Annotated in this window: 22 protein-coding genes and 5 pseudogenes; 15 read left to right on the forward strand and 12 right to left on the reverse strand. The window is 33.2% G+C overall.

What is annotated here, in order from left to right:
* Positions 1 to 51 precede the first annotated feature (51 nt).
* Positions 52 to 225 carry a type II toxin-antitoxin system HicA family toxin gene (locus OO184_RS17990; RefSeq protein WP_036848460.1) on the reverse strand — a complete coding sequence of 58 codons (174 nt, stop codon included), beginning with the start codon at positions 223 to 225 and terminating at the stop codon, positions 52 to 54.
* Positions 226 to 665: 440 nt separating this feature from the next.
* Between OO184_RS17990 and OO184_RS17995 the strand changes: the two genes are divergently transcribed.
* The 3 genes from OO184_RS17995 (at position 666) to OO184_RS18005 (ending at position 3,811) form a co-directional block, all read left to right on the forward strand.
* On the forward strand, positions 666 to 1,661 hold the full coding sequence (locus tag OO184_RS17995) for a tail fiber protein (protein WP_265380356.1): 996 nt from the start codon (positions 666 to 668) through the stop codon (positions 1,659 to 1,661).
* Positions 1,661 to 2,287 carry a tail fiber assembly protein gene (locus tag OO184_RS18000; protein ID WP_265380357.1) on the forward strand — a complete coding sequence of 209 codons (627 nt, stop codon included), beginning with the start codon at positions 1,661 to 1,663 and terminating at the stop codon, positions 2,285 to 2,287. Before OO184_RS17995 ends, OO184_RS18000 begins: the two co-directional genes overlap by 1 nt.
* 390 nt (positions 2,288 to 2,677) lie before the next feature.
* On the forward strand, positions 2,678 to 3,811 hold the full coding sequence (locus OO184_RS18005; RefSeq protein ID WP_265380358.1) for a glycosyltransferase: 1,134 nt from the start codon (positions 2,678 to 2,680) through the stop codon (positions 3,809 to 3,811).
* 10 nt (positions 3,812 to 3,821) lie between these two features.
* Here the strand turns inward: OO184_RS18005 and rfaL are convergent, their stop codons facing one another.
* Entirely contained in the window at positions 3,822 to 5,039 is a 1,218-nt protein-coding gene (gene rfaL / locus OO184_RS18010) for an O-antigen ligase RfaL (RefSeq protein WP_265380359.1), read from the reverse strand.
* Between the two features lie 336 nt (positions 5,040 to 5,375).
* On the opposite strand from rfaL, the pseudogene OO184_RS18015 reads away from it, so the two are divergent.
* Together OO184_RS18015 and OO184_RS18020 are read left to right on the forward strand one after the other, a co-directional pair.
* Positions 5,376 to 5,540, forward strand: a pseudogene (locus tag OO184_RS18015) (type II toxin-antitoxin system HicA family toxin); the annotation flags it as partial.
* Between the two features lie 27 nt (positions 5,541 to 5,567).
* The gene (locus tag OO184_RS18020) at positions 5,568 to 5,996 is read left to right on the forward strand and encodes a type II toxin-antitoxin system HicB family antitoxin (protein WP_265380374.1); all 429 of its coding nucleotides are present in this window, start codon (positions 5,568 to 5,570) and stop codon (positions 5,994 to 5,996) included.
* Positions 5,997 to 6,410: 414 nt separating this feature from the next.
* On the opposite strand, the pseudogene OO184_RS18025 reads toward OO184_RS18020, so the two are convergent.
* Positions 6,411 to 6,989 (reverse strand): annotated as a pseudogene (locus tag OO184_RS18025) (IS630 family transposase); the annotation flags it as partial.
* A 531-nt stretch (positions 6,990 to 7,520) separates the two neighbouring features.
* On the opposite strand from OO184_RS18025, the gene OO184_RS18030 reads away from it, so the two are divergent.
* From OO184_RS18030 to OO184_RS18040, 3 genes are all read left to right on the forward strand, one after another.
* Complete coding sequence (locus OO184_RS18030) at positions 7,521 to 8,603, forward strand: glycosyltransferase (RefSeq protein ID WP_265380360.1); 1,083 nt, start codon at positions 7,521 to 7,523, stop codon at positions 8,601 to 8,603.
* Between the two features lie 27 nt (positions 8,604 to 8,630).
* Positions 8,631 to 9,569, forward strand: coding sequence for a glycosyltransferase family 2 protein (locus tag OO184_RS18035; protein ID WP_283256340.1), 939 nt, complete (start codon positions 8,631 to 8,633; stop codon positions 9,567 to 9,569).
* Between the two features lie 283 nt (positions 9,570 to 9,852).
* Complete coding sequence (locus OO184_RS18040; protein WP_265380362.1) at positions 9,853 to 9,990, forward strand: hypothetical protein; 138 nt, start codon at positions 9,853 to 9,855, stop codon at positions 9,988 to 9,990.
* Between the two features lie 175 nt (positions 9,991 to 10,165).
* Here the strand turns inward: OO184_RS18040 and OO184_RS18045 are convergent, their stop codons facing one another.
* Positions 10,166 to 11,083, reverse strand: a complete 918-nt coding sequence (locus OO184_RS18045) for a GNAT family N-acetyltransferase (RefSeq protein WP_265380363.1) — start codon at positions 11,081 to 11,083, stop codon at positions 10,166 to 10,168.
* 840 nt (positions 11,084 to 11,923) lie between these two features.
* Positions 11,924 to 12,718, reverse strand: a complete 795-nt coding sequence (locus OO184_RS18050; RefSeq protein ID WP_265380364.1) for a glycosyltransferase family 32 protein — start codon at positions 12,716 to 12,718, stop codon at positions 11,924 to 11,926.
* 201 nt (positions 12,719 to 12,919) lie between these two features.
* Between OO184_RS18050 and OO184_RS18055 the strand changes: the two are divergent.
* Positions 12,920 to 13,443: pseudogene (locus OO184_RS18055) on the forward strand (transposase); the annotation flags it as partial.
* Between the two features lie 572 nt (positions 13,444 to 14,015).
* On the forward strand, positions 14,016 to 14,966 hold the full coding sequence (locus OO184_RS18060) for a glycosyltransferase family 8 protein (RefSeq protein ID WP_265380365.1): 951 nt from the start codon (positions 14,016 to 14,018) through the stop codon (positions 14,964 to 14,966).
* A 530-nt stretch (positions 14,967 to 15,496) separates the two neighbouring features.
* Here OO184_RS18060 and OO184_RS18065 read toward each other — a convergent pair.
* Both OO184_RS18065 and OO184_RS18070 read right to left on the reverse strand, forming a co-directional pair.
* Positions 15,497 to 15,923: pseudogene (locus OO184_RS18065) on the reverse strand (type II toxin-antitoxin system HicB family antitoxin).
* Positions 15,924 to 15,947: 24 nt separating this feature from the next.
* A pseudogene (locus OO184_RS18070) lies at positions 15,948 to 16,111 on the reverse strand (type II toxin-antitoxin system HicA family toxin).
* 849 nt (positions 16,112 to 16,960) lie between these two features.
* On the opposite strand from OO184_RS18070, the gene OO184_RS18075 reads away from it, so the two are divergent.
* The 4 genes from OO184_RS18075 (at position 16,961) to OO184_RS18090 (ending at position 18,912) form a co-directional block, all read left to right on the forward strand.
* Entirely contained in the window at positions 16,961 to 17,275 is a 315-nt protein-coding gene (locus tag OO184_RS18075; RefSeq protein ID WP_036777367.1) for a hypothetical protein, read from the forward strand.
* Positions 17,276 to 17,654: 379 nt separating this feature from the next.
* Positions 17,655 to 18,134 carry an Hcp family type VI secretion system effector gene (locus tag OO184_RS18080; protein ID WP_049584663.1) on the forward strand — a complete coding sequence of 160 codons (480 nt, stop codon included), beginning with the start codon at positions 17,655 to 17,657 and terminating at the stop codon, positions 18,132 to 18,134.
* Between the two features lie 7 nt (positions 18,135 to 18,141).
* Positions 18,142 to 18,444 (forward strand): hypothetical protein, encoded by a 303-nt coding sequence (locus tag OO184_RS18085; protein WP_265380366.1) that lies wholly within the window; start codon positions 18,142 to 18,144, stop codon positions 18,442 to 18,444.
* A gap of 3 nt (positions 18,445 to 18,447) precedes the next feature.
* Positions 18,448 to 18,912, forward strand: a complete 465-nt coding sequence (locus OO184_RS18090) for a DUF4225 domain-containing protein (RefSeq protein ID WP_265380367.1) — start codon at positions 18,448 to 18,450, stop codon at positions 18,910 to 18,912.
* On the opposite strand, the gene OO184_RS18095 is transcribed toward OO184_RS18090, so the two are convergent.
* The 3 genes from OO184_RS18095 to OO184_RS18105 all read right to left on the reverse strand — a co-directional run bounded on the left by OO184_RS18095 (position 18,900) and on the right by OO184_RS18105 (position 20,232).
* A complete protein-coding gene (locus OO184_RS18095) occupies positions 18,900 to 19,304 on the reverse strand; it encodes a hypothetical protein (protein ID WP_265380368.1) in 405 nt (134 codons plus the stop codon). The genes OO184_RS18090 and OO184_RS18095 overlap by 13 nt on opposite strands.
* 45 nt (positions 19,305 to 19,349) lie before the next feature.
* Positions 19,350 to 19,766, reverse strand: coding sequence for a hypothetical protein (locus OO184_RS18100; RefSeq protein ID WP_265380369.1), 417 nt, complete (start codon positions 19,764 to 19,766; stop codon positions 19,350 to 19,352).
* A 64-nt stretch (positions 19,767 to 19,830) separates the two neighbouring features.
* Entirely contained in the window at positions 19,831 to 20,232 is a 402-nt protein-coding gene (locus tag OO184_RS18105) for a hypothetical protein (protein ID WP_265380370.1), read from the reverse strand.
* A gap of 862 nt (positions 20,233 to 21,094) precedes the next feature.
* Between OO184_RS18105 and OO184_RS18110 the strand changes: the two genes are divergently transcribed.
* Complete coding sequence (locus tag OO184_RS18110; protein ID WP_265380371.1) at positions 21,095 to 21,739, forward strand: hypothetical protein; 645 nt, start codon at positions 21,095 to 21,097, stop codon at positions 21,737 to 21,739.
* A gap of 67 nt (positions 21,740 to 21,806) precedes the next feature.
* Here the strand turns inward: OO184_RS18110 and OO184_RS18115 are convergent, their stop codons facing one another.
* Together OO184_RS18115 and OO184_RS18120 are read right to left on the reverse strand one after the other, a co-directional pair.
* Positions 21,807 to 22,181 carry a helix-turn-helix domain-containing protein gene (locus tag OO184_RS18115; RefSeq protein ID WP_088372843.1) on the reverse strand — a complete coding sequence of 125 codons (375 nt, stop codon included), beginning with the start codon at positions 22,179 to 22,181 and terminating at the stop codon, positions 21,807 to 21,809.
* A gap of 202 nt (positions 22,182 to 22,383) precedes the next feature.
* Positions 22,384 to 22,614 (reverse strand): type II toxin-antitoxin system RelE family toxin, encoded by a 231-nt coding sequence (locus OO184_RS18120; RefSeq protein ID WP_265380375.1) that lies wholly within the window; start codon positions 22,612 to 22,614, stop codon positions 22,384 to 22,386.
* Positions 22,615 to 22,950 lie beyond the last annotated feature (336 nt).

A 22,950-nucleotide genomic window follows, 5' to 3' on the forward strand; every position in this document is an offset into this window, starting at 1 on the left:
ATTTTTTTATGGTGAAAGTCCGCAAGTACCAGCCACGAAGGGCTGGATTTGTTAAAGACCTAACTGCTTGATAATGGCTCTTCTTAGAGCTTCTTTTATCTCATTGCCGGGGTGCCTCGGCATTACGCTTCGTTTCCCCTTATATCGTAGTTTTAAATGGTTTGTACCGTCCCAAACTTCGACGCCTTGAGATTCGAGCCACTTTCTAAACTCGCGTTGTTTCACCATCCCTCCTTTTTGTTGAACATAGAGTTATGGTAAGCATTTTTGATTACCTTGGTCAACATTTATATTTGCTATTTTCATGTTTGAAACAGAAAAGGATAATTTATCTGTTTTAGGGACTTTTTATTCTGCTCTGCTATAACTAACCTTGGGCAAAAACTTTAAGTGTTTTAGGTAAATATATCTTGTACAATTTGATTACCAATATCTCTCATCTATTCTGAGTTTGCTTGGATTAGTAAATTAATTAAATTACTAACACAAAAGTATTAACTGAGTCTATCTTGTCATGAAATATATCACATTTTTTGGAATGAAACTTATAACTAATTATAATTCTTATTAATTTGATATATATTCACGTTTTTGAAAAATTGACTAACTGATGGTTAAGGTACCTTCTTTCATCATCGTCAAGATTTTTAAAGATTCTTGGTTTAGTGGAAACGGTCAATTTGGCGAAAAGTGCCGTGCCGAGCAGTCGGAAAATTAATGGCAAGGCGCTGAGTGGGGATGTGAGTCTGAATGCCAGGGATGTGGGGGCATTGTCGGGTAAACAATATACCCATGATCTGACAATTCAATCGTCAGCTTGGGTGAAAATCGCTGAAGTCACAATGAAAGTGATGAGCACTATCAATATTAATATCACTGGCGGTTCAGGGTACAACGTGGGCAATTTTGAACAATGCGCTGTTGCTAATATAATTTTAAGAACTGGAAATGGTGCACCCCACGGAATCAATGCAGTGATGTACACAACTAATGATTGTGCCCCTACTGACTTGGCAACTGTTAATGCATCTGGTGATAACTATGACATTTATATATTTATTGGCCCTTTTGCTCAAAATATAATTTTAAATGCTTTTGTGTCAGATAATGCAACTGTTAATCAATTATTGAAGATAGCAGAGTTATCAGAGATCCCTAAAGGTGCAGTTAAGGGGAAAGTTTACTCTTATTTATTATCTGGAAAAGAAAGCGATATCTATCCCGTTGGTGCCCCCATCCCGTGGCCGCAACCCAATCCTCCATCAGGTTATCTTACATGTAACGGTCAATCATTTAATAAATCTACCTATCCAAAATTAGCTGTCGCCTATCCTAATGGCAGGTTACCCGATTTACGCGGTGAATTTATCCGTGGTTGGGATGATGGGCGTGGCGTGGATCATGGTCGTGGGGTTTTGTCGTGGCAACCACAACAAGTTCAGTGGCACCGGCACCTTGGTGGTCATGGTGGCCGAGCGCAGGGAGCATTCGGTGTAACAAATGTAGCCGGCCATCCTGGCTCATACCATGATGATGCAAAGCAAACTTTACCATTCACAAATGATGGCAGTGATTATCAGGGATTTACAAACAATGGTGCTGTTGGTGCAGAAACCCGCCCCCGCAACGTCGCATTTAACTACATAGTGAGAGCAGCATAATGACTGAACAAAAATATTCTTTAGAACCGGAAGCAGCAATGTTAGGCCAAGATGGATTAGCAGAAAAAGCTGGCTGGTTGACCATCTATCATGCAGCGCCTCATTCAAGGGAATTTATTGGCGCGACACCAGAATACCTGATGGAGGGGGTAGGAATACCGGCCAGTTCCTATACAGATGTTCCGACACTTCCTGAATCCGATTCTCTGGCTGTCAGGCGCACAGCAGAGGGAGATCACTGGGAAATTGTACCTGATTACCGTGGAAAAACAGCTTACAACATACAGACTCGATTACCGCAAGAAATTACTGAGCTGGGTGAATTGCCTGAAACTCTGACATTCAAACAGCCTACTACTCATTTTGATCGATGGGATGGTTCAAAGTGGGTGACTGACAAAGCAGCAATAAAGGGCAGCGAGATTGAGCAGGCAGAACAACTACGCGATACTCTGTGCACGCAATCTAATGAAACCATTACATTACTTCAATATGCCGTTGATACTGAATTGGCTTCGGAAGAGGAACAGGCTCTGTTACTTGAATGGAAAAAATATCTGGTATTATTGAACCGTGTTGATACTTCACTGGCTCCTGATATTGAATGGCCAGAAATACCAAAATAAGTTACATCTTTTGGTAAAAATCTTCCATGAGTGGTTTGTTGGATTTGACAAATTCATTAGATCACTCAAACCAAATGAAGTCCCTTAAAAATTACCACTATTTTAGAAAATCCTTTAGTAAAGGAGATCATGAACTATTCAGTATTGATTTGACGGAAGGATAGCTTCACCAAGCGATGATGTATGACTTATTAATATTATTGGACATATTTCTAATAAAATTATAAGATGCTTACATTGTTATTCTGATGTTATTTAACAACTATGAAATCTGGGCTAATATTCGTTTTGTGCTATAAGTCTGATATCAATTATGAAAGTGTTGTTTAAATATACATTGGATGCAATAATCATAAATTATCGATATCTATTAAAGGGGGAAGTATTATTATGAAAAACATTATATTTATAGCTCCAGAGTTCCATTCTATTCCCCCTACCTATTCGGCTGCTGTTGAATGGTGGATTTATAATGTGGCAAAAGAATCAGATGTTAAAAACATAATAATCTGCAAAGGTGAACACAATGAAAAGAAAATAGAGATAATAAATGAAAGTTCTATTATATATAGAATTAAAATTAGTAATGTTTATAAAAGAATATTTCAAAAATGGACAAGATTAGATCCATTGCCTTATAGTAAAAGAATAATCTTGAAAGCTTACAATGAAAGCAAAAGAAATAACGTAATTTTAATAATTCACAACTCCATTAAACTATATAACGAAATAAAAAAACAGTATCCGGAAGAATTAATGATTCTTCACATGCATAATAAGCAAAATACAGAACATCTTGATCGTAAAACAAAATTAATTACCCCAAGCGTTTTTTTAGCTAATTTCTTTAAGAAAGAAGTTCCAGATATTAATATCAAGGTGGTTCCTAATGGTATTAACAAAAATGTATATAATTCTAATAAGTACTGGGACAGAAAAAAATTTAATTTACAAGATAACGATATTATTATTCTTTATGCGGGAAGGCTAGATGTAGGTAAAGGTGTTCTTGAATTAATGGAATCAGTATCTATCCTGAAAAATAAAATAAAAAATATAAAGCTACTAATTGTAGGAGATTATGAAACTAAGAAAAGAGGAAACCGTGAAGATTATAGAAAAAAGGTTATTGAACAAGCGAATAAGATGAGTTCATACTGTATTCTTGTGGGAAATATTCCTCCTAATGATATGCATAAAATTTACCCATTAGCCAACTTAACAGTAGTTCCATCATTAACAGAGGAAGCTTTCTGTATGGTCGCTTTAGAATCAATGGCTAGTGGCACTCCAGTCCTTGTAAGCCCTAGAGGTGGAATAAAAGAATTTGTCATACATAATGAAACTGGTTTTCATTTGAAAGAGCCCCTATCCATTGAAAGTATTTCTTTAGACATCAGTGAAACTCTGAATAATCCAAATGTAAAAGCTATTGCTGAAAAAGCAAAATTAACTGCACTGAATAATTATGATTGGAAAAACATAAGTAATAAACTTATCGATGTTTTAAACGAATGGTTCTAGAATAAAGCCGTCAATCAAGACGGCTACCATTATTGGCTATAACTGACATCAAAAATCCCAGATAAACACCTAATATGTTCAAATGAACACTTTCAAAGTTACCTCTAACGATAAAGTATCCAACAAAAGAAGCCATTAACATAATTGAAATTTGCTTTGTATATTTATTTCTACTTAAAATTAGTGTGGTTGACTCTTTTATATATATGAATATAAGATACAGGAAGGATAAAAATCCAATAATTCCCGATGAAAACCAAACTGTAAGATATATATTATGAGGCCCTAGTGAACTCTTAAATATCCATTCCTGATGATTGATAACATTATCATTATATATAGAATTGTATATTTCATTCCCTGCCCCATATCCTAAAATGGGATTTTTTAATATTAATGTCAAAGCAGAACCTTGAGTCCCATTTTCATATCTATGGCTACTGTCAAGTTGTTCCATTTTTGTTAACAGAACAGATTCATTGCTATTTTTGTGTAATTTAACTACAGAAAAAACGGCAACTCCGGTAATTAATGTAATTATAAAAAGTTTCCAGTCTCTGTTTATTAATAAGATAAGTATATACATGGAAAAAACAGCGAGCCAGGCACCTCTGGAAAGGGTTCCTAGTAAGACAAACAATACTAAGGTAGATAACGAAATTATACCAAGTAAACTAGAATAGTTATTTTTATTAACAAGGTACCAAGTAGATAGCAAAACAGGAAAGAAAAATACAATCCCATCTGAAACGCTTCTATGGTTAAAGTTAGAAAACGGTAGTATATTGTTTCTATAATCGATAAAATATAAGTAAATTTCTTTTAAAGTTATCAGAGATAACCCTATAAAGAAACTATATAAAAACATTTTTTTTATTTTTAGGCTATTCTCCTTATATAATAAAATTAATATTAAAGTGGCAACAAAAAATACATCTCTAAAAAATGGGGTTTTGACTTCACTAAAGCTAATTGCAGGGCTTTTAGATATAAAAATAGAATAAATGACAGTAAGGAAGAAAATTAATAGTGCAAAAAACACTCTGTTTTTTACTGCGTGCAGGTATATTCTTGGGGATTTACATAGATAAAAAATCGATGTAATTGCCATCAATATAAGAAAAAGACTTTTATATCTAGTTACGTCAGTTAGATAGATAAGAGAAACATAACCACCAACTAAAAAAGTATTCCACGATATATTTTTCTTTACAAACTCGATAGTCATTAGCAATACCAAAATGTGATTTATCAATGTTATTATTATAATACATAACTCAATAGAAAGACAAAAATTTATATGTTCCCGAATCTTCACGTTGCTCAGCAATCCTCACATTTTTAATAGAGTTCAGAAGTAGAATTCAAATAATCTGTAACATATGTTATTTAGGTGTGTAGCTAACTAATACTATATTTAAAGTGCTCATGGTTATAAAACTATTGTCACTTTGCAACACATCGAGATAGACCTTTTCAATTTTACAGACTCAATATTCTGCCAATTGGTTATGGGTTACACCATCTGAGTTTGTATTCTCTGGATGGACAGCCGAAGGAATACCTGATAAAAGAGCTGACTGCCGTTGGATGTGAATTTAGAAGGCATAACGGAGGTAGCCACCAAATTTGGTGGTCACCTATAACCGGAAAGACATTCCCGGTCCCGCATCCCAAAAAGGATCTGCCTATCGGCACCGTCAAATCTATAAAGAAAATGGCGGGGATTAAATCCCCGCCGACTTTGGAGGTCATCATGTTTTTCTCAGTAGGTGTTGAGTTGCCGAAAGATGAAAACACCGCGTATGGTCTAGTTATTCCTGCGTTGTGTACTGAAAATTATGGCTGTTTTTCTGCCGCTGATAATAAAGAAGACATCGCGGTAATGGCGCGTGAGGCTATCTTGCTGACAGTAGAAGATATGGTCGCAAATAATAGAGCAGTTGAACGTATTCAGGATGCTGGCTATCTGGTTTATGCGAAAAACACAGAATATCAATATGTTGATAGCTGGTTTGTTATCGACGTTGATTTGTCTGAATTTTCCGGAAAGCAGCAGCGTATTAATATCTCATTGCCTGATACACTCATTCAGCGTATTGATAATCGTGTCAAAGAAAGTCCGGCACAATATCGAGACCGAAGTCACTTTTTAGCAGAAGCGGCAAGACATGAACTCAGCTAATACCAGGCGCACGGATGCGCGCCTGGTATTAAAAAGTACTCAATTGATGCCATTTTTGTAAATCCCCACGATATCGGTATGAATATAAAGATCGGATCATAGCCTCTGTACCATTTTAATGAATGCACTGTTTCGAATGAAGATATGGAGCATATAGCTCTCACTACCAGCCTCAGAAGCCAAATAGATTATTAACCCCCCATAATTAAAGTCCTTTAATTAAGAGCGTTAAAATGCATCTTGCAATTTCACCAAGGATTAAATATTTTATTAGTGCGTTTTTTGTCTTATTTCTTCATCTGCCCTTACATGGGTATCCCAACCAATATACCTAACTGAACTTTTATCTAAAACAACCTGATATTTATATCAGTATATTTCTTTGAAAATGTCATTTTGTATCTAAATAAGGTTTCATAATAGTGCTACACCCATTTTTTGTCTTCCTGGTTCTTGCTGTGATGAAAACGATTTCAAAAAGGCATCAACATAATTAAGCAACTGCCACATAAATTGACAACAATGATTTCGCGTTACTGTCTCATGGAGCGATTGCCATAACCGTTCTATTTTATTTAGCCACGGGGAATAGACCGGTAAAAACAACAAGGTAAATTTGGGATGTTGGGCCAACCAATCCTTCACCTTCTGACTTTTATGAATACAGTCATTATCTAAGATTAATGTGAGGGTTTCCGCATGGGGATATTGATGATTCAGTTCATCTAACATTTTGATAAACAAATCAGCGTTCTTTTTTATTCCCTTAACATAGGTGACTTGTTCTGTTTGGGCATTGAGGCAGCCCGCAAGGTAATATTTTTCATTTTTTCCCGGGGTGATAACCCGTTTTTGTTGCCCTTTGAAACACCAGTCCGCGCCGATTTTCGGGTTGAAATCAATATCTACCTCATCTTCATAGAAAACGGGATGTTTTTCTGAGCTATTCGCTTTAGCTTCCGTGACCTTTGCCATTTTCTCATCATATTCAGGTTAACGTGAGGGTTTCAGCGTGACAATATTGGCGCTCAAGTTCCTTCAATACATTGATAAATAATCGAGAATCCTTATTTAATCCCCCAACAGAAAAGCAGGGAAAACGGAGGTTCGATTTCTTCATCCATCCGGGTTTACTATCAATACAATACTATGTATTTTTCGTCATGTGAATAAGAGAAATTTTAGTTAAAGTTAAATTTTAAATCAGAATACTTTAATTATGATTTAAAATGACCCACATAATACATAAGTATTACTAAAGCCTCCCAACGTAGGAGAATACAAATAATATACCATAGTTGGGTTCGATTAAATAAGTGCACTTTTCAGGAAGGATAGTTAGTTGCTATACTTATCGCCTTACTCGCCAAAGGAAAATGCATCATGAGATACAAACAACTGACCAGTGAAAGGAGATAAAACTCCTAAATGAATTTCGTGCTACGAAAAATACAAACAGGATTTGTGTTGAGCCTGATTTTTAGATAAAATTAAAAGGTAATAAAGATAAGGTTAGATTAACTTATGAAAGCGAAAAAAATTATTCTTGTAGGCTACGATATGCCCGGCTTTGGGGGAAAGGAAACTGTATGCAAAAAATTAGTAACCCTATTATCGAAGGATAACACGCCAGTAGATATCAGTTTCTTCTTTATCGATGATATCCGCCAAGGATGCATTGAAATAGATGATGGATGGTTAAATGGCATGTCATTTCATCGCATCCGATCTGAGATATATAATACAAAGGCCCGCAGAATACATTTTGCCTTTTTATTCTCTAGATTTATGAAAAAAGAAAAGCCAGATATCATTATTGCTATAGATCCACTGAGTTGCTACATAACAAGTCTGGCGAAAAAATTAATTTTTTCCAAAACACCTATATTCTCATGGATTCACTCCTCTCTTGAGGAATTGTATAAAAGTATTTATGCAACAAAAGCTGATTATCACCTTTCCATTAGTTCAGGAATAACTCAGCAATTTATTGATAGAGGTGTTAATCCAGATAAAATCTTTACTATATTTAATCCTGTTTCTCAGAAAAGTGAAACTATCCCTCGACCAAATGGGAGTATAACTAAATTTTTATATGTAGGCAGATTAACTGATGATGATAAGAACATTAGTGGTATGTTTAAAGCATTATCGCAAGTTCATGGTAATTGGGAGTTAAATATTGTTGGTAGTGGTCGTGATGAAAAAATATTACGCAGTGTAGCAGATAGTCTAAATATAACTAGTAATATAATATGGCACGGTTGGCATAATGAGCCATGGCACTATGTTATCAGTGAAATTAAAGAGATTACAACACTGTTATTGACTTCGAATTTCGAGGGGTTCCCTATGGTGTTAGGCGAAGCTAATTCTCAAGGTATATATTGTATAAGTTCTGACTGTAAAACTGGCCCCGCTGATATCATAACCAATGAAATTAATGGTGAGTTATATCCTGTTGATAAGCCATCTGAATTAATAAATAAATTACAGAATATAGTTAACGGAAAAAAACTAGCTGACAACGATACAATAAAAATGGCGATTTCCAATTTATATGATTCGAGCTATTTAAAAAGAGTGAAATCGGCGCTTAATATTTAATGGTATCGACTAAATAATACAAGAGAGATGATAGTGCAAGGTTCACATTTACATTCTGGAAAAAAATTATCAGTCATAGTTGTAGCGCATAACTTAGAAAAGTTAATAGGAAAATGCTTAAAAAGCATAAAAAAATGCCTATGCAAAGTTTCTTCTAATGATTATGAAGTTTTGCTGATAGATGACAGTTCTTCTGACTCAACTCCATCAATCTTAAAAGAATTTTCAGAAGAAAATGAATCTTTTATTTACATAAGAAAAGAGTTTAGGAATGTAGGTAAAGTAAGGAAATATGCAGTAGAGGTGAGTCATGGAGAGTATATTACTTTCGTTGATGGTGATGATTTTTTATCTGATTTTTCTATGAGAGAGATTTTGGACTTTTTGGCATATAAAAAACCAGATATATTTATCAGTGGGTTAAATGAAGTAAAAAAGGATTCAGATATAATAGAAAGGTCGAGATTGCTATCCTCAATAAAACTTAATAGGGATTCGGCAATAAAAGATTTTTTAATTCATAAAAAATTTCAAGCACATTCAATAGGGAAATTTTTTAGGAAAGAATTATTCCACGGAAACAACTTTCCTGAAGTTCCTTGTTATGAAGATTCCTTATCATTTCCTTTATTTTTAGCTAGGTGCAATAGTATTCATTATACTAAGATGAAATACTATAATTACGTAAAAAGAGACGGTAGTTTGTCTAATTCCATTAATGAGTCTAAAGTAAATATAATGGCAGAGGTTATTTTAATAACAGATAAAACCTTCGGCAGAAAATTCAGAAACCTTACAGCTTGTCATGCTATAGAGCTTATCTATAAATATGGAAATAAGTTGTCAAAAGAATATTCTGATTCTATCTATCAGATATTAAAAGACCTTTCAATATTAAGCTTTATGTTAGATCATAATGTTAGGTTTAGTTTTAAGAAAAAGTTACTGAAAATAAGAAAAAAATAGAATATCAAGGAGTGGAAAACTCCACTCTTTTTTTGCATTAAGGGATAATCTTGGACTTAAACACACAATAAAATACTATCATTAGTAATGTTGGGATTCATAACTATAAAACCGCTGTTATTTAGTGGAAGAATTTTATGACATATTTATTATTAGACCGATAGGAAAATGCTAATGGTTCAGATATATTATCAATAGGTGGTGGTTACTCTGGCAGTCAATAATTTTCCAATACATAGTCACAGTAAATCTAGGTAATATTGATCATGAAGGAAATATAATTATGTTGTGGTCGCTAATGAGTGTGTATATACCCGTTATCTTTCAAGTTGCCTCTTTGTTGGCTGCGCTCACTCACCTCGGTCACATCGTTATCTATGCTCCCGGGGATTCGCTCCCTTGCTGTCGCGATGCATCTTGAAATCCATAGGGTATATATTATTAATATTGGCGTTCATTCCCATTTTATTTCCGGAACAACAACTAATATTGGGTCAGAAACTGAAATACACATAACAAGTTCATATATCAAGTTGATGGGTTAGTATCGAAATATATGATATTAATAATTACTGCCCTATTTATGGGCAGAATTATTATGGGAAAAGTAATCGACCAATGCTTTCTCTGATACACCAGCGATCTTTATATTCGTAGGTAGGTTTTCCAAATGAAAAACGCATTGCTTTATTTTCTTCGTTACATTTGTTCCACGCACTTTGTGTGTTCAGCCACATTATTATAGTTCCTACAGACAATTTGGCTAACTCTGTATTTAACCCAATATTTATGTAATCAAAAGTTGACCATTTTGGATTATCTGATTTCATTATTAGCTGAAATGCTGCTGGTTTCCCTTGATAAAAAAGGATACTACCAAACACCATATTGCGAAATTTTTGGATGAATTTTATGTTTTCTTCTCTTTGACCTGGATATATACCTCTGCGCATCTTGAAAAGTTCAAAATAAATATCTACTAATTCAGAGGCACTATATTCACGTTGGTCTATTATCTCGCCCCCTTGCTCAAGGAATCGTCTAACTTCTCTTTTTCTTGAGTTTTTCGTACTGGATGACATCATCTCTGGATTCTTTGCCAAACAAATTTGTCGTCTGGCATTCAATTTGTAAGCAACATTCATAATAGAGTTTGCGTTTATCTCTGATATAATTTTACTTTTAAAAGGAAGTAAGCTTTTTTTCTCAGCAGATAAAGGCAAAATTAATTCATCTTTTGGCACAGGCAAATTGAGATGTTTAGTGATTTCGGAAGTAAGACAATCATTAGCCAGATATCTATTGTGCCATACACATAAAGCTCCTGTGAGCTTACCATTTCCATTAGTTCTCACAAAGAATCGTTCTCTACATTCTGCGTGTGAGTGTAAATAATCAAGTACATCAGGGTGCGTTGAAAAATTGCCGCCAAATTTTTTATAACAATAACGGTATTCAGACTCTCCAGCCTCTGACCACCCTGAAAAATGAGTCTTTATGTTTGTAATATTCAATGATGCTACCTCTATATAAATTCAAAATAGATCGTAATATGATAATTTCCATTTTTCATAGTAAATCAATGCAACACATCTCAAATGTTTATAACGTCATATTAGACTGTTTATGGTTATAAAGCTACTACTATTCGGAGGCAAACATACTATATATTAACAAATTTTTGGGGCATTTGAATCAATAAGGGCAAAACGGCCCAGAAATTACTTTGGCAGTTTTGGTCATTCGATATCAGGAGGTTATAAAATATCTATCCGACTCAGTATTACCCGATATTCCTGATTTGTTGGAAACTATAAAGTTGGAAAAAGTGTAGGGCCGAATAATAAGAAAATTAACAGTAAGGCGCTGACCAGAGATATAGGGAGTTATGCCAAATCAAAAGCTAATTATTAAATATCAACCATGTGGGAACTACTGACCTGCTGGTAATTATATGTTGAGAGGCGATAATTATACGAAAGCAGAGAGTGATGTGATTCGTCTGAAATAAGTGATAAGTATGAAATTTAGGAATATTTGGGTAGAGGAATTTAATATGGACACAAACCGCTAATTTTAATGAAGGTTTAGCAAATGTAATTAATGTTCGGAGTGATAACAAAAGAAGATAAAGTAAATTTAATTAAGTAGATGTAATATATGGAGGAAATTCATATGATTGATATACAAAAAATACAGGATATTAGATAACCGAAATAATCAAATTAATTGTAGGACCGTTTGGTCCTAATGGCAGTTATTTGGTAGGTTCGGTGACATAGTTATCAAGAAAAAATAGTTTCTATAAATTTTACATAGGGTCATGCTATTGCATGGTTTTCTTATGCCTGGTGTTATTCTTTAATAATCAATACATATTTTTTTGTCTTAGATACAGGAAGATTAAATACTATTTTTTCTTTTGATGTGATCTGAGGTTCACCAGTATCCCTTAGTTTTATAAATCGAGAAAGGATAATTTTATTGAAAATTTTTAATTTATCTTTACGAGAATGAGAAGGTAGCCAAGAACCATTAAAATGGTGTATTGCGAAGTTTGTCATATTCGGTTCTGGCGTGCAAAAATAATTAGATGGATAAATAATAGAATTATTAGTTAAATAGGTCTCTTTTGTCCCATTATATGGTGGTAATAGGTTGAATTTTTTTGAAAAATAACGAGTTATCTTTATTATGTTTGTTTCTAAATCAAGTCCATTGGGATTTTCAAAATGAATATCGTCATATTGTTTTAATAAATCATAAACAATACTGTTTCTTTTTTCTGCGCCTATAACAGCAGAGGTAACAGGATAGTAACAGTTCCCCTCTCCTTTTTCATAACAACTAAAAAAGTCCAAATGTAAGAATGAATCTAGACTTTGGGTAATTTCTACATCAGTATCTAAGTATATTCCACCTTCATTATAAAGAACATAAAGCCTCAGGTAATCAGAGACAAAAGCCCATTTTTTATTACGAAATGCTTCTTCGGTATAATTATTTTTAATACTCTTTAGGCTCTCATTGTTCCATTCAATCAATTTATAATCAGGTAAAAATTTTTTCCATGTTGCTATGCAATCCAAAACGAATTGTGGTTTAGGTTTATCACCAACCCATACATAATGAATTTTCTTAGGTATCATTTGTCATCTCAAAAGTTGAATATATTTCGCTAAAAATAGGATACACAAATTATCTCTCAAGGTCTCGTTAAGTCTTCCTTTCCGAACATCGTATGCTCAACTTCTACCCAATCTCAGTTAGCCAAAAGGAGAAAGACTGTTGTAACAAGCAAATGAGACACTTATCTTTACTACAAGACGCAGTTGATTTAGAAATCGCTGTCATCTCACCTTGTCTTTTACAAAGATGAATAAATATTGACCTAAACCTTAAAGTCTGGGCTGACGGCTATCTACTAAAGAAGCAACAAAAGTGTATTCCCACTCCGAGCTAGAATGGAAAACACTATCTTGCCGGAGCCCTACATTCTGTATATGGGTAAAATGGATCATATGAGCGGAACAAGTAAGAATTCAGACTCGTTTATCAGGATGTTGGAAAAATTAAGAAGCACTTATCGACAAGCTAAGACCTAGACTTTAACAGTAGACAATTATGTGATCCACAAGAGCTTAAAGTAGAACGATGGCTTTTGACCAATCCAAAGTTTAATTTATTGTTTTTACTGACTTACTCCTATCGGTTAAACAAAATAGAGTTGCTATGGTTATCTTTACACGAAACGGTCACTTGTCATCATCAATGTCGCTATATGTGGCAATTGTTGATAAAGGTAAAGCAGTTTATGGTGGTCGTTTCGCCTTTATCGAGAAGCCATCCAGTTAAAACAAAAATGTGGCGATAATATGCAAAGCTAATTAAATCCCCACCATTTTCTTATAGATTTGGCAATTACTGATAGGTAAATCTTTTTTAGGATACAGAGTTGGGAATGTTTTTCCAGCTGTAAGTGACTATCTCTGTTATTCCTTCTAAGTTCACACCCAATGGCAGTCAGCCCTTTTATCAAGTCAGTCAATTTCATATATCCCTCTTAACCTAACATCAAGATACATACGCGCACACAAAGTATATTTTTCTCAAGTGAACTACATCAAAGCAATGGGTAATAGATTAGCTAATCCGTGATATTGCAAAATATAACATTATGATAGATCTGCACCCATAATTCATAGAGTTATTGCCCAAGATGCATTGTAATGAAATTTCTGAACAAATAAAGCAGGTGATGCCAATTTTTTAGATAAAGGTCGAATGACCTTTATCCTTTAATGAGTCTAATGTGATGGAACTTTTTTAGTGAAAAAAATTCGTAATTTGATATGGAATTCAAACAAAGATCACTATAATTTTAATATGTAGAACATCTTGCATATTATGTGATAGAATGCATTAATTTTTTTATGGAAACGTAGTATGAATATTTTTGAAAATGTTATAAAGGAAGAGAAAAACATTGTCTTAAAAAAAAGACATGATGTTTTCCATATTGCTTTTGCGGTCGATGGGAATTATTTGAGGCCTGCTGGAGTTGCAATGTTTTCCATACTGAAAAACAACCCTGATTCTTTTTTCCATTTCCATATATTTACCGCAGGTCTTTCTCCTTCTGATGTTGAGAAAATTAAGAGCTTTAGTGATTTTAACTGTTCTGTTACAATTCATTTTATTGATACTAGTGTATTTGATAGGCTACCAGAAAGTAGTTATATTTCTACAGCTATGTATTATAGGCTTATAATACCTTATGCTCTTAAGGGAATAGCGGAAGTTGTTTTATACCTCGATGCCGACATTTTATGTTTAGGGAATTTATCTCATTTGTTCGATGCAGACATTGGTAATAATCCAATTGCTGCTGTTTATGATGAGTGTGTTAACCTAAGTTATATAGATGAATTGGGTATCGACAGAACAAAACCATATTTTAACTCTGGAGTTATGTTAATAAACATTCACAATTGGATGTTAGATGATATAGTTTGTAACTTCATGAAAATTATTAATGAAAGAGTATACTCCTATCCAGACCAAGATGTATTAAATATCATTTTAAACGATAAGGTTAAACTTTTACCTAAACAGTATAACCGTTTTTCTTTAGGGAAAGGTTCATTCTCGTCTGACACTGTTTTAGCTCATTTTGCTGGTTATCCAAAACCCTGGAGTGTTTTGTTTAAACATAATGATATTTATCTGGCTTATTATAATGAATCTCCTTGGGGGAATGTTCCATTAGATAAACCAAGAAACTATAAACAATATAAAAAATACTCTAATAAATTATGGGGTGAAAATAAGTATTTTTCTAGCTTTATATGGTATGTAAAGTACGTTGTGAAGAAAATATCGTGTAAAAATAATTAAATATTTTTTGGGGTATAGCTATTAATTATATATATTTTATACCCCCCTCGACTTAATAATTATACTAACTTATCAGCATGAATAATTAATATTTCCTATAGCCTAGATACAAAAATAACACTTTCAAAGAAATATACTGATATAAATATGCGGTTATTTTAGATAAAAGTGCAGTTAGGCATATTGGTTGGGATGCCCATATAAGGACAGATGAAGAAATAAGACAAAAAAAACTTACTAATAAAAGAAAAATAAAATATTTTATCCTTGGTGCAATTACAGGATGCATTTTGACGCTCTTAATTAAAGGACTTTAATTATGATAAATTAGTAGAAAGTTTAATAATCTATTGGGCTTCTGAGGCTGATGTGAGATCTATATGCTCCGTATCTTCACTCGGAACCATATATCCACTAAAACGGTACGAAGTCTATGATTCGAGCTTTACATTCACACCGATATCGAGGGATTTACAAAAACAGCGTCAATTGAGTGCTTTTTAACACCAAGCGCATTTATGCGCCTGGTGTTAGCTGAGTTCATGTTTTGCCGCTTTTGCTAAAGGTCACTTCGGTCTCGATATTGTGCCGGACTTTCTTTGACACGATTTCAGTACGCTGAATGAGCATATCAAGCAGTGAGATATTAATACGTTGTTGCTTTCCGGAAAATTCAGACAAATCAACGTCGATAACAAACCAGCTATCAACATATTGATATTCTGTGTTTTCTGCATAAACCAGATAGCCAGCATCCTTAATGTGTTCAACTGTGCTATTATTTGCGACCATATCTTCTACTGTTAGTAAGACAGCCTCACGCGCCATTATCGCAATGTCTTCTTTATTATCAGCGGCAGAAAAACAGCCATAATTTTCGGTACACAGCGCAGGAATAACTAGACCATACGCGGTGTTTTCATCTTTCGGCAACTCAACACCTACTGAGAAAAACATGATGACCTCCAAAGTCGTCGGGGATTAAATCCCCGCCATTTTCTTTATAGATTTGACGGTGCCGATAAGCAGATCTTTTTTTACGGGACAGGGAACGTCTTTCCGGTTATAGGTGACCACCAAATTTGGAGGCTACCTCCGTTATGCCTTCTAAGTTCACATCCAACGGCAGTCAGCCCTTTTTTCAGGTCAGTTGATTATATATCCTCCCAACCTGACATCAACATATGCACGCATACATACAAAGTAAATTTGTTTATCTCAAGTGAACTACGGGTAAGAGAATTGGTTAATGTGTAATGTTGCAGAATATAGCGTTATGGTAGGTTTACAGAGAGTGACTACTTTAGATGCGTTGTAATGAAACTTTGTAAGGTGATGCTATTTTTCTGTATGTTTATTATGCAATAATGGTTCGTAATTCCATCATAGTTAATATATTTCTTTCTCAATCATCATTTCGGTTATTTATTGATACTCAGATCTGCCCGATTTTTACCATATTGGGTCTCATCGAATACTTTTAAAAACTGCTTTCACAAAGATTGCTGTCAGTTAATGGGCTACAGAAAACATTCCATTTCGAGAAGCTCTTTAAATGTGAATCCACTACTGAGGGTTAATTTTCTTAACTTTTCCAAATCCATCTATTCAATCTCATAATATTTTGTTGATATAATGACTTATCATAACATAATTATAACTTTATTATACCTAATAAATGCATTATTTATATCTGTTTTTCAAAAGTTTGTTGTATTTAATAGTATGATACTGCCGTGGTAATAGAAATGAGAGAGAAAAGTGTTATCAGAATAGATAATGCGAAAAAAAACAGTATCTTATTATTTCGGTTGTTATTTATTACATGATTGAATGAAATATATATACAATGAATTTGTTGGCTGTATTTTTCTTCACTGGGCTGATAAATTTCAATATTTAACTGTTTGTGGAAAGTGTTAAGTTAAATTTCATAGGTGAAATCACCTATTATATATGTCACTAAATAACAGTTAAAATAAGGAAGGAATAAAATGTCATCGAAAGTTATAGCTATAAACCCTGGTCAATCGTTTGAGATTTTTAAGCATGGAAATGTAATATTTCCCAATCATTATCCTTTGGCGATTATAAAAAACAATGGTATGGCGCCGATTAGGGCGGTAAATTACTGGGCTCCCCCGATTGGAGATTATAACCAGTATGGTTATATTGATGTTTACCCCGGTGAGGAGAAAACATTTCTCGCACCTGTTAACGCTGTTTATTTCTATAAAATTATAGTCACCAATCTCAGCACTATTTACAACGCAGAAATTGAAGTTACATCGCAGTTTTGGAATTGGTAGTTGAACCTTTATGGGGCATATTTTAAGAATTTAATTATCTAGCAAACCGATTTAAGGAGGCAGGCTTTAACCTGCCATCCTTTATTTTAGGTGATATTAAATTTCACTTTTTTGGGGTTGGCTATTCTATTAAGAAATAACTTTAAGTGTTTTCAGTAAGTATATCTCGTAATATTTAATTGTTAATGGCTTTCAAGGTTGATTTAAGTGGAATATTTATAGCAGTTAAATTCTATTTCTAACACCAAAGGATTAACGAAACTTTTCTTGTCATGAGGTTTATCACACTCTTTGGAAATGAAACCAACAGTTATATTACATTTCTTATCAATATACTATATATTCATATTTTTGAATGTTAACTAATTGATGATTTTTTATGGCAAATATAATCTATTTGGAAATTAAGGGTGATAAACAAGGTTTGATATCACAGGGATGTTCAACGGTTGATTCTATTGGTAACACATGTCAGCTTGGTCATGAAGACCATATATTTGTTTATGAATTGACGTCTAATATAACCAGAGGTCAACATGTTAACCATCAACCGGTTGAGATAAGAAAACCAATAGACAAATCTTCTCCTCTTTTGGGATTAGCCATAACCAATAAAGAATCGCTGCAATGTATTTTTTATTTTTACAGAACATCAACTAAAGGTGGTTTAGAACTCTATTATAAGATAAAACTCACTGGCGCATATCTATGTGGATTGAATGGCTTTTATCCAAATTCATCTACGCATAATGAATGCCAGCCACAGGAAAGTTTATCTTTAATGTATAAGTCAATAACGTGGGAACATGTTATGTCCGGCACCAGTGCATATAGCATATGGGAAGACAACGTTTATTGAGGTTTTTATGAAAGGGATATCCCATCTTTCTTATGATTTAAATAATTACGCTTCGTCATTGAAGCGTAAAGCACACTTGGCTGCCAGCTTTTTTATAGAGGATAGCCAGTTGAGAATGTCATATTTAAAAGAAATTGATGACTTTGTTAATATAAAAACACGTGAGTTTAAAAATACCTTTGATGTAAATGAAAAGAAGAGATTGGTTTATGAAGTAAAAGATGAATATGAAATAACGGAAAGAGAATGTCAGGCTTTAAGGCGTAAGGATTATACCAAATATATTGTAACCGATATATTTGAAGATTAGGGCGTGGTTAAATACGCAAAAATAGGCGGTGGTGCTCAAGCAGTTGCTGGTTTTGCTGTAATTAATTCAAGGAAGTTTTTAAAGTCTAAAGCAGTTCAATCGATGGGGGTTATATTAGTTGCTCATGGAGCTAATAACTTTTATGAATCTATTAGTCCGATTCTTTATGAGAATCAAGATATAGGTTGGGTTAGGGAAGGATATAGGCATGTCTCTCATGCTTTAGGTTATGGTAATGATGTAGCTGATGTTGCCTATAGTTCAGTCGATTTAGCGGCGAGTGCGTATGGAACGTATGGAATGTTCAAGCTTAAACCGGGAGCGGGGAAATTGTTCAGATATATTAATTCGGATTTTACCAGAAAATGGCGGTTAACACCGAGTCCTATTTTAACCATTCAAATATCTGGTAGTATGTATAAAGTCAAACTTTTAGTAGAGGATATATATAAGCTTTATGATGATTGAAATCTGTTTTTTATTTTAAAACGAATATAGAGTGTTGTTAATTTTAATCCTGTGATAGGATTACAGCTAACGGAAAGGCTATAATAAATTGAGAATGAGATAAAAAAGAGTAAGTAAATAAGTGACATTAATGAAATACTATATTCCTTTTCACTGAAAAGCATACCTGATATTATAAATAAACAGACTGAGGTTAAAAGTATTAATGGTGTGGCGATTTCTTCAGCTATAAATAATAGATAATGACAGAAACAATCTGTTTTGCTCTTGTATTTATGATAAATATCAGGATCATCTTTGTGTAGAATAATAAAGCTTCTCTTTATCTTAACTAATTCTTTTAAGGTGAATCCGCTATTTAATATTAATTTTCTCAAGTCAGTTAGGTTCATTTATTTAGACCCGATTTTACTTAGTTTTATAATTGGTTATTTTTATCATGTTTTATTGGTGAACTCAAGGGTTAAATTTATTTTTTTAAAACGAATGTAGAAAATTAATAATTTTGAACCTGTGATTAGATTACAGCTAACGGAAAAACTGTAATAAATAAAAGATGAGATTGAAATAAATAAGTAAATTGAAAACATTAATGGAACTCCATATGCCATATCACTGAAAAACATACCTAAAATTATAAATAAAAAAATTGGAGTAAAAAATAATAATGGCATGGCGACTTCTTCACCTATAAGTAAAATATATTGGCAAAAACAATCTGTTTTACTTTGGTATTTGTCATAAACATCAGGCTCATCTTTATATAGCATAATAAAGTTTCTCTTTATCTTAATCAATTCTTTAAAGGTGAGTCCGCTATTTAATATTAATTTTCTTAAGTCAGTTAGGTTCATTTATTTATGCTCGATTTTATTTGGTCTTATAATCAGTTATTTTTATCATGTTTTATTGGTGAACTCAATGGTTAAATTTATTTTTTATTTTAAAACGAATATAGAAAATTAACAATTTTGAACCTGTGATTAAATTACAGCTAACGGAAAGGCTGTAGTAAATAAAAGCAGAAATAGCAAAAAATAAGTAAATAGATGACATTAATGGAATTCCATATGCCATTTCACTGAAAAACATGCCTGTTATTATAAATAAAAAAACTGAAGTAGAAAATGTTAATGGTAAAGAGACTTCTTCAGCTATAAATAACAGATAATGGCAAAAACAATCTGTTTTACTTTGATATTTATCATAAATATATGGGTCATCTTTATGCAGAACAATAAAATTTCTCTTTATCTTAAGTAATTCTTTTAAGGTGAATCCACTATTTAATATTAGTTTTCTTAAGTCAATTAAATCCATTTTTTTAAACTCGTTTTCTAACTATATAAATTTTTTACCGTAACATGCTTATTTTTTATAGCTGTTTGAGTTGTTCTTTTATTTTGAAGCGAATATAGAAAATGACTAATTTTATGCAGGTGCAAAAATTATAACGATAGCGGTGATAAAAAGATTTATAACATATGCATATAATGGTTGAAATAATATAAATAATCGATATTAATGATAAATAGGATACTGTATTTTCGTTATGAAGGAAAATTTCCATTATTATGATACCTATATACATGAGAGAAAAAAATAACACGGGATCGCCGGCATCTTCAGCAAGCACTATTATAACATTGTAAATATTATCGCTTTTTGTGTAATATCTTATTACATATCTTCTTTCATCATCGTCAAGATTTTTAAAGGTCCTTTGCAGCATAAGAAGCTCTTTAAATGTGAATCCACTACTGAGGGTTAATTTTCTTAACTTTTCCAAATCCATCTATTCAATCTCATAATATTTTGTTGATATAATGACTTATCATAACATAATTATAACTTTATTATACCTAATAAATGCATTATTTATATCTGTTTTTCAAAAGTTTGTTGTATTTAATGGTATGGTACTGCTGTCGTAATAGAAATGAGAGAGAGAATTGTTATCAGAATAGATAATGCGGAAAAAACATCACCTTATTATTTCGGTTGTTATTTATTACATGATTGAATGACAAAGTATATACAATGAATTCGTTGATTGTATTTTTTCACTGGGCTGATAAATTTCAATATTTAACTGTTTGTGGAAAGTGTTAAGTTAAATTTTACAGGTAAAACTGCCTGTTATATATATTACTAAACAACATAAATAATAAGGAAAAGAATAATGTCAACGAAAAAAAGAATATCTGTAGGTCCTCTTCAAACCGTTGAGATTTATAGTAGTAGCAATATTGTAATGCCCAATACTGTCCCAACGGCAGTTATAAAAAACAGGAGTATAGCACCAATTAAAGCTATAAATTACTGGGCTAGTCTGACTGGAGATTATCAGCAGTATAGTTATGTTGATGTTTATCTTGGAGAAGTTAAAATACTCGCAAGACCTACTCACCTTCTTTACCGATATAAAATAGTAGTTTCCAATCTTAGCAGTACTGAAAGCGCAGAAATTGACTTTGTATTGGATTCTATGTATAAAAACACTGACATTCGATCAAGAAAAATACTGTTGACCAATCCACATGGATTTGAAATTTATAATTCTGGTAATGCAGCATTCCCTTCTGAATTCAGTGATGCAATTATAAGAAACAATGGTTTTGCACATATTAGGGCTATAAATTATTGGGCTAGTCCGTTTGGAAGTTATAATATGTATACCCATGTTGATGTTGACGCCGGTAACTCCGATATACTTGCATCACCGCCTAATCTTGTTAATTTCTATAAAATTGTAGTCTATAACATTAGCCGTGATGTTCAAAATGCAGAATTTGAAGTTATATCGCATATATGGCCCGCCAATTAATAAAGTAGGAGGCAGGTTCTGGCCTGCCATCCTCTTTTTTATTTTTATATTGGTGATTTTCTTTTAATCAGTCGAGCACTAGTTGACTTATTCGGCAATCATATAAAGCCGCTAATTTTTCAATCGTTGCTTTGCGTGGGCGATCTGATTTCTCAAACTGAGAAACGGCAGCTTGTTTTATACCCAGTTTTTCCGCTACCTCAGCTTGTGATAGTCCACGATAAATACGCCAAGCGGCTTGTAGTGAAACTTCATCGTCTACCATGATAGAAACGATTTCATGAGGAATAGTTTCATTGTCATTTGGACCCGCTGTATAGGGAATAATTTGATAATCTTCATCATGATCCGCGGCTGCCAACAGTCTTTCGTACTCGTCCATTGGTAAAATAACGGCTTGTTTTTTGCCATGCTCGTCTGTAATAAATTGAATACTAGCCATATTCTTTTGCTCCGTATGTTTACGTAGTTACGTAGCCCTTAGAGGTAAATGGTTATTCCCGTTATCTTTCAAGTTGCCTCTTTGTTGGCTGCACTCACTCACCCCAGTCACATAGTTATCTATGCTCTTGGGGATTCGCTCCCTTGCCGTCGCGATGCACCTTGAAATCTATAGGGTATAAATGGGAAAACTTACCTATTTGTTAATAGGTTTTTGTCTGGCGCCGCCTAATTTCCTGAATTTCTAGGATGTTAGGTTCTCCATCCAGTAATTCAAACAAAACCCGATAATCGCCAACTCTGAGTCTATATCTGTTATCGAATCCTGATAATTTTCTGATATCCAGACCAACAAGAGGAAAATCTGTTAGCGAACTCACCTTTTGTTTTATCGCCTTCTGATATCGAGTATCGATCCTCGTTAGCTGCTTGATTGCAGCTTTAGACTAAATTACTTTAATCATTTCTTCCTCTATTTTAAAAGAGCATATCCGCTGTGGATACTCAAAATATAGGTGTTTATATTTATGCCGTCAAAGGAAAGTCTTATATTTTAAGAGGAAAAATAAGGTTACGTCCAGTAGAGTTCAATTTTTTATGATGAAATCAGATATAAATTTTATGATGATTGGAATTTATTTTTTAATAAAATTCTTTCTCTGTTTTAAATGTGATTATAGAAATGAAGATTAGTTTCTATTTATTTTTTTATATTGATTTTACTCCTAATTAAATTAAAGGGGTTTACCCCTTAAATAAAAGATTGTTGT

It is taken from the genome of Photorhabdus aballayi, from assembly GCF_026153155.1.
Lineage (GTDB): Bacteria > Pseudomonadota > Gammaproteobacteria > Enterobacterales > Enterobacteriaceae > Photorhabdus > Photorhabdus luminescens.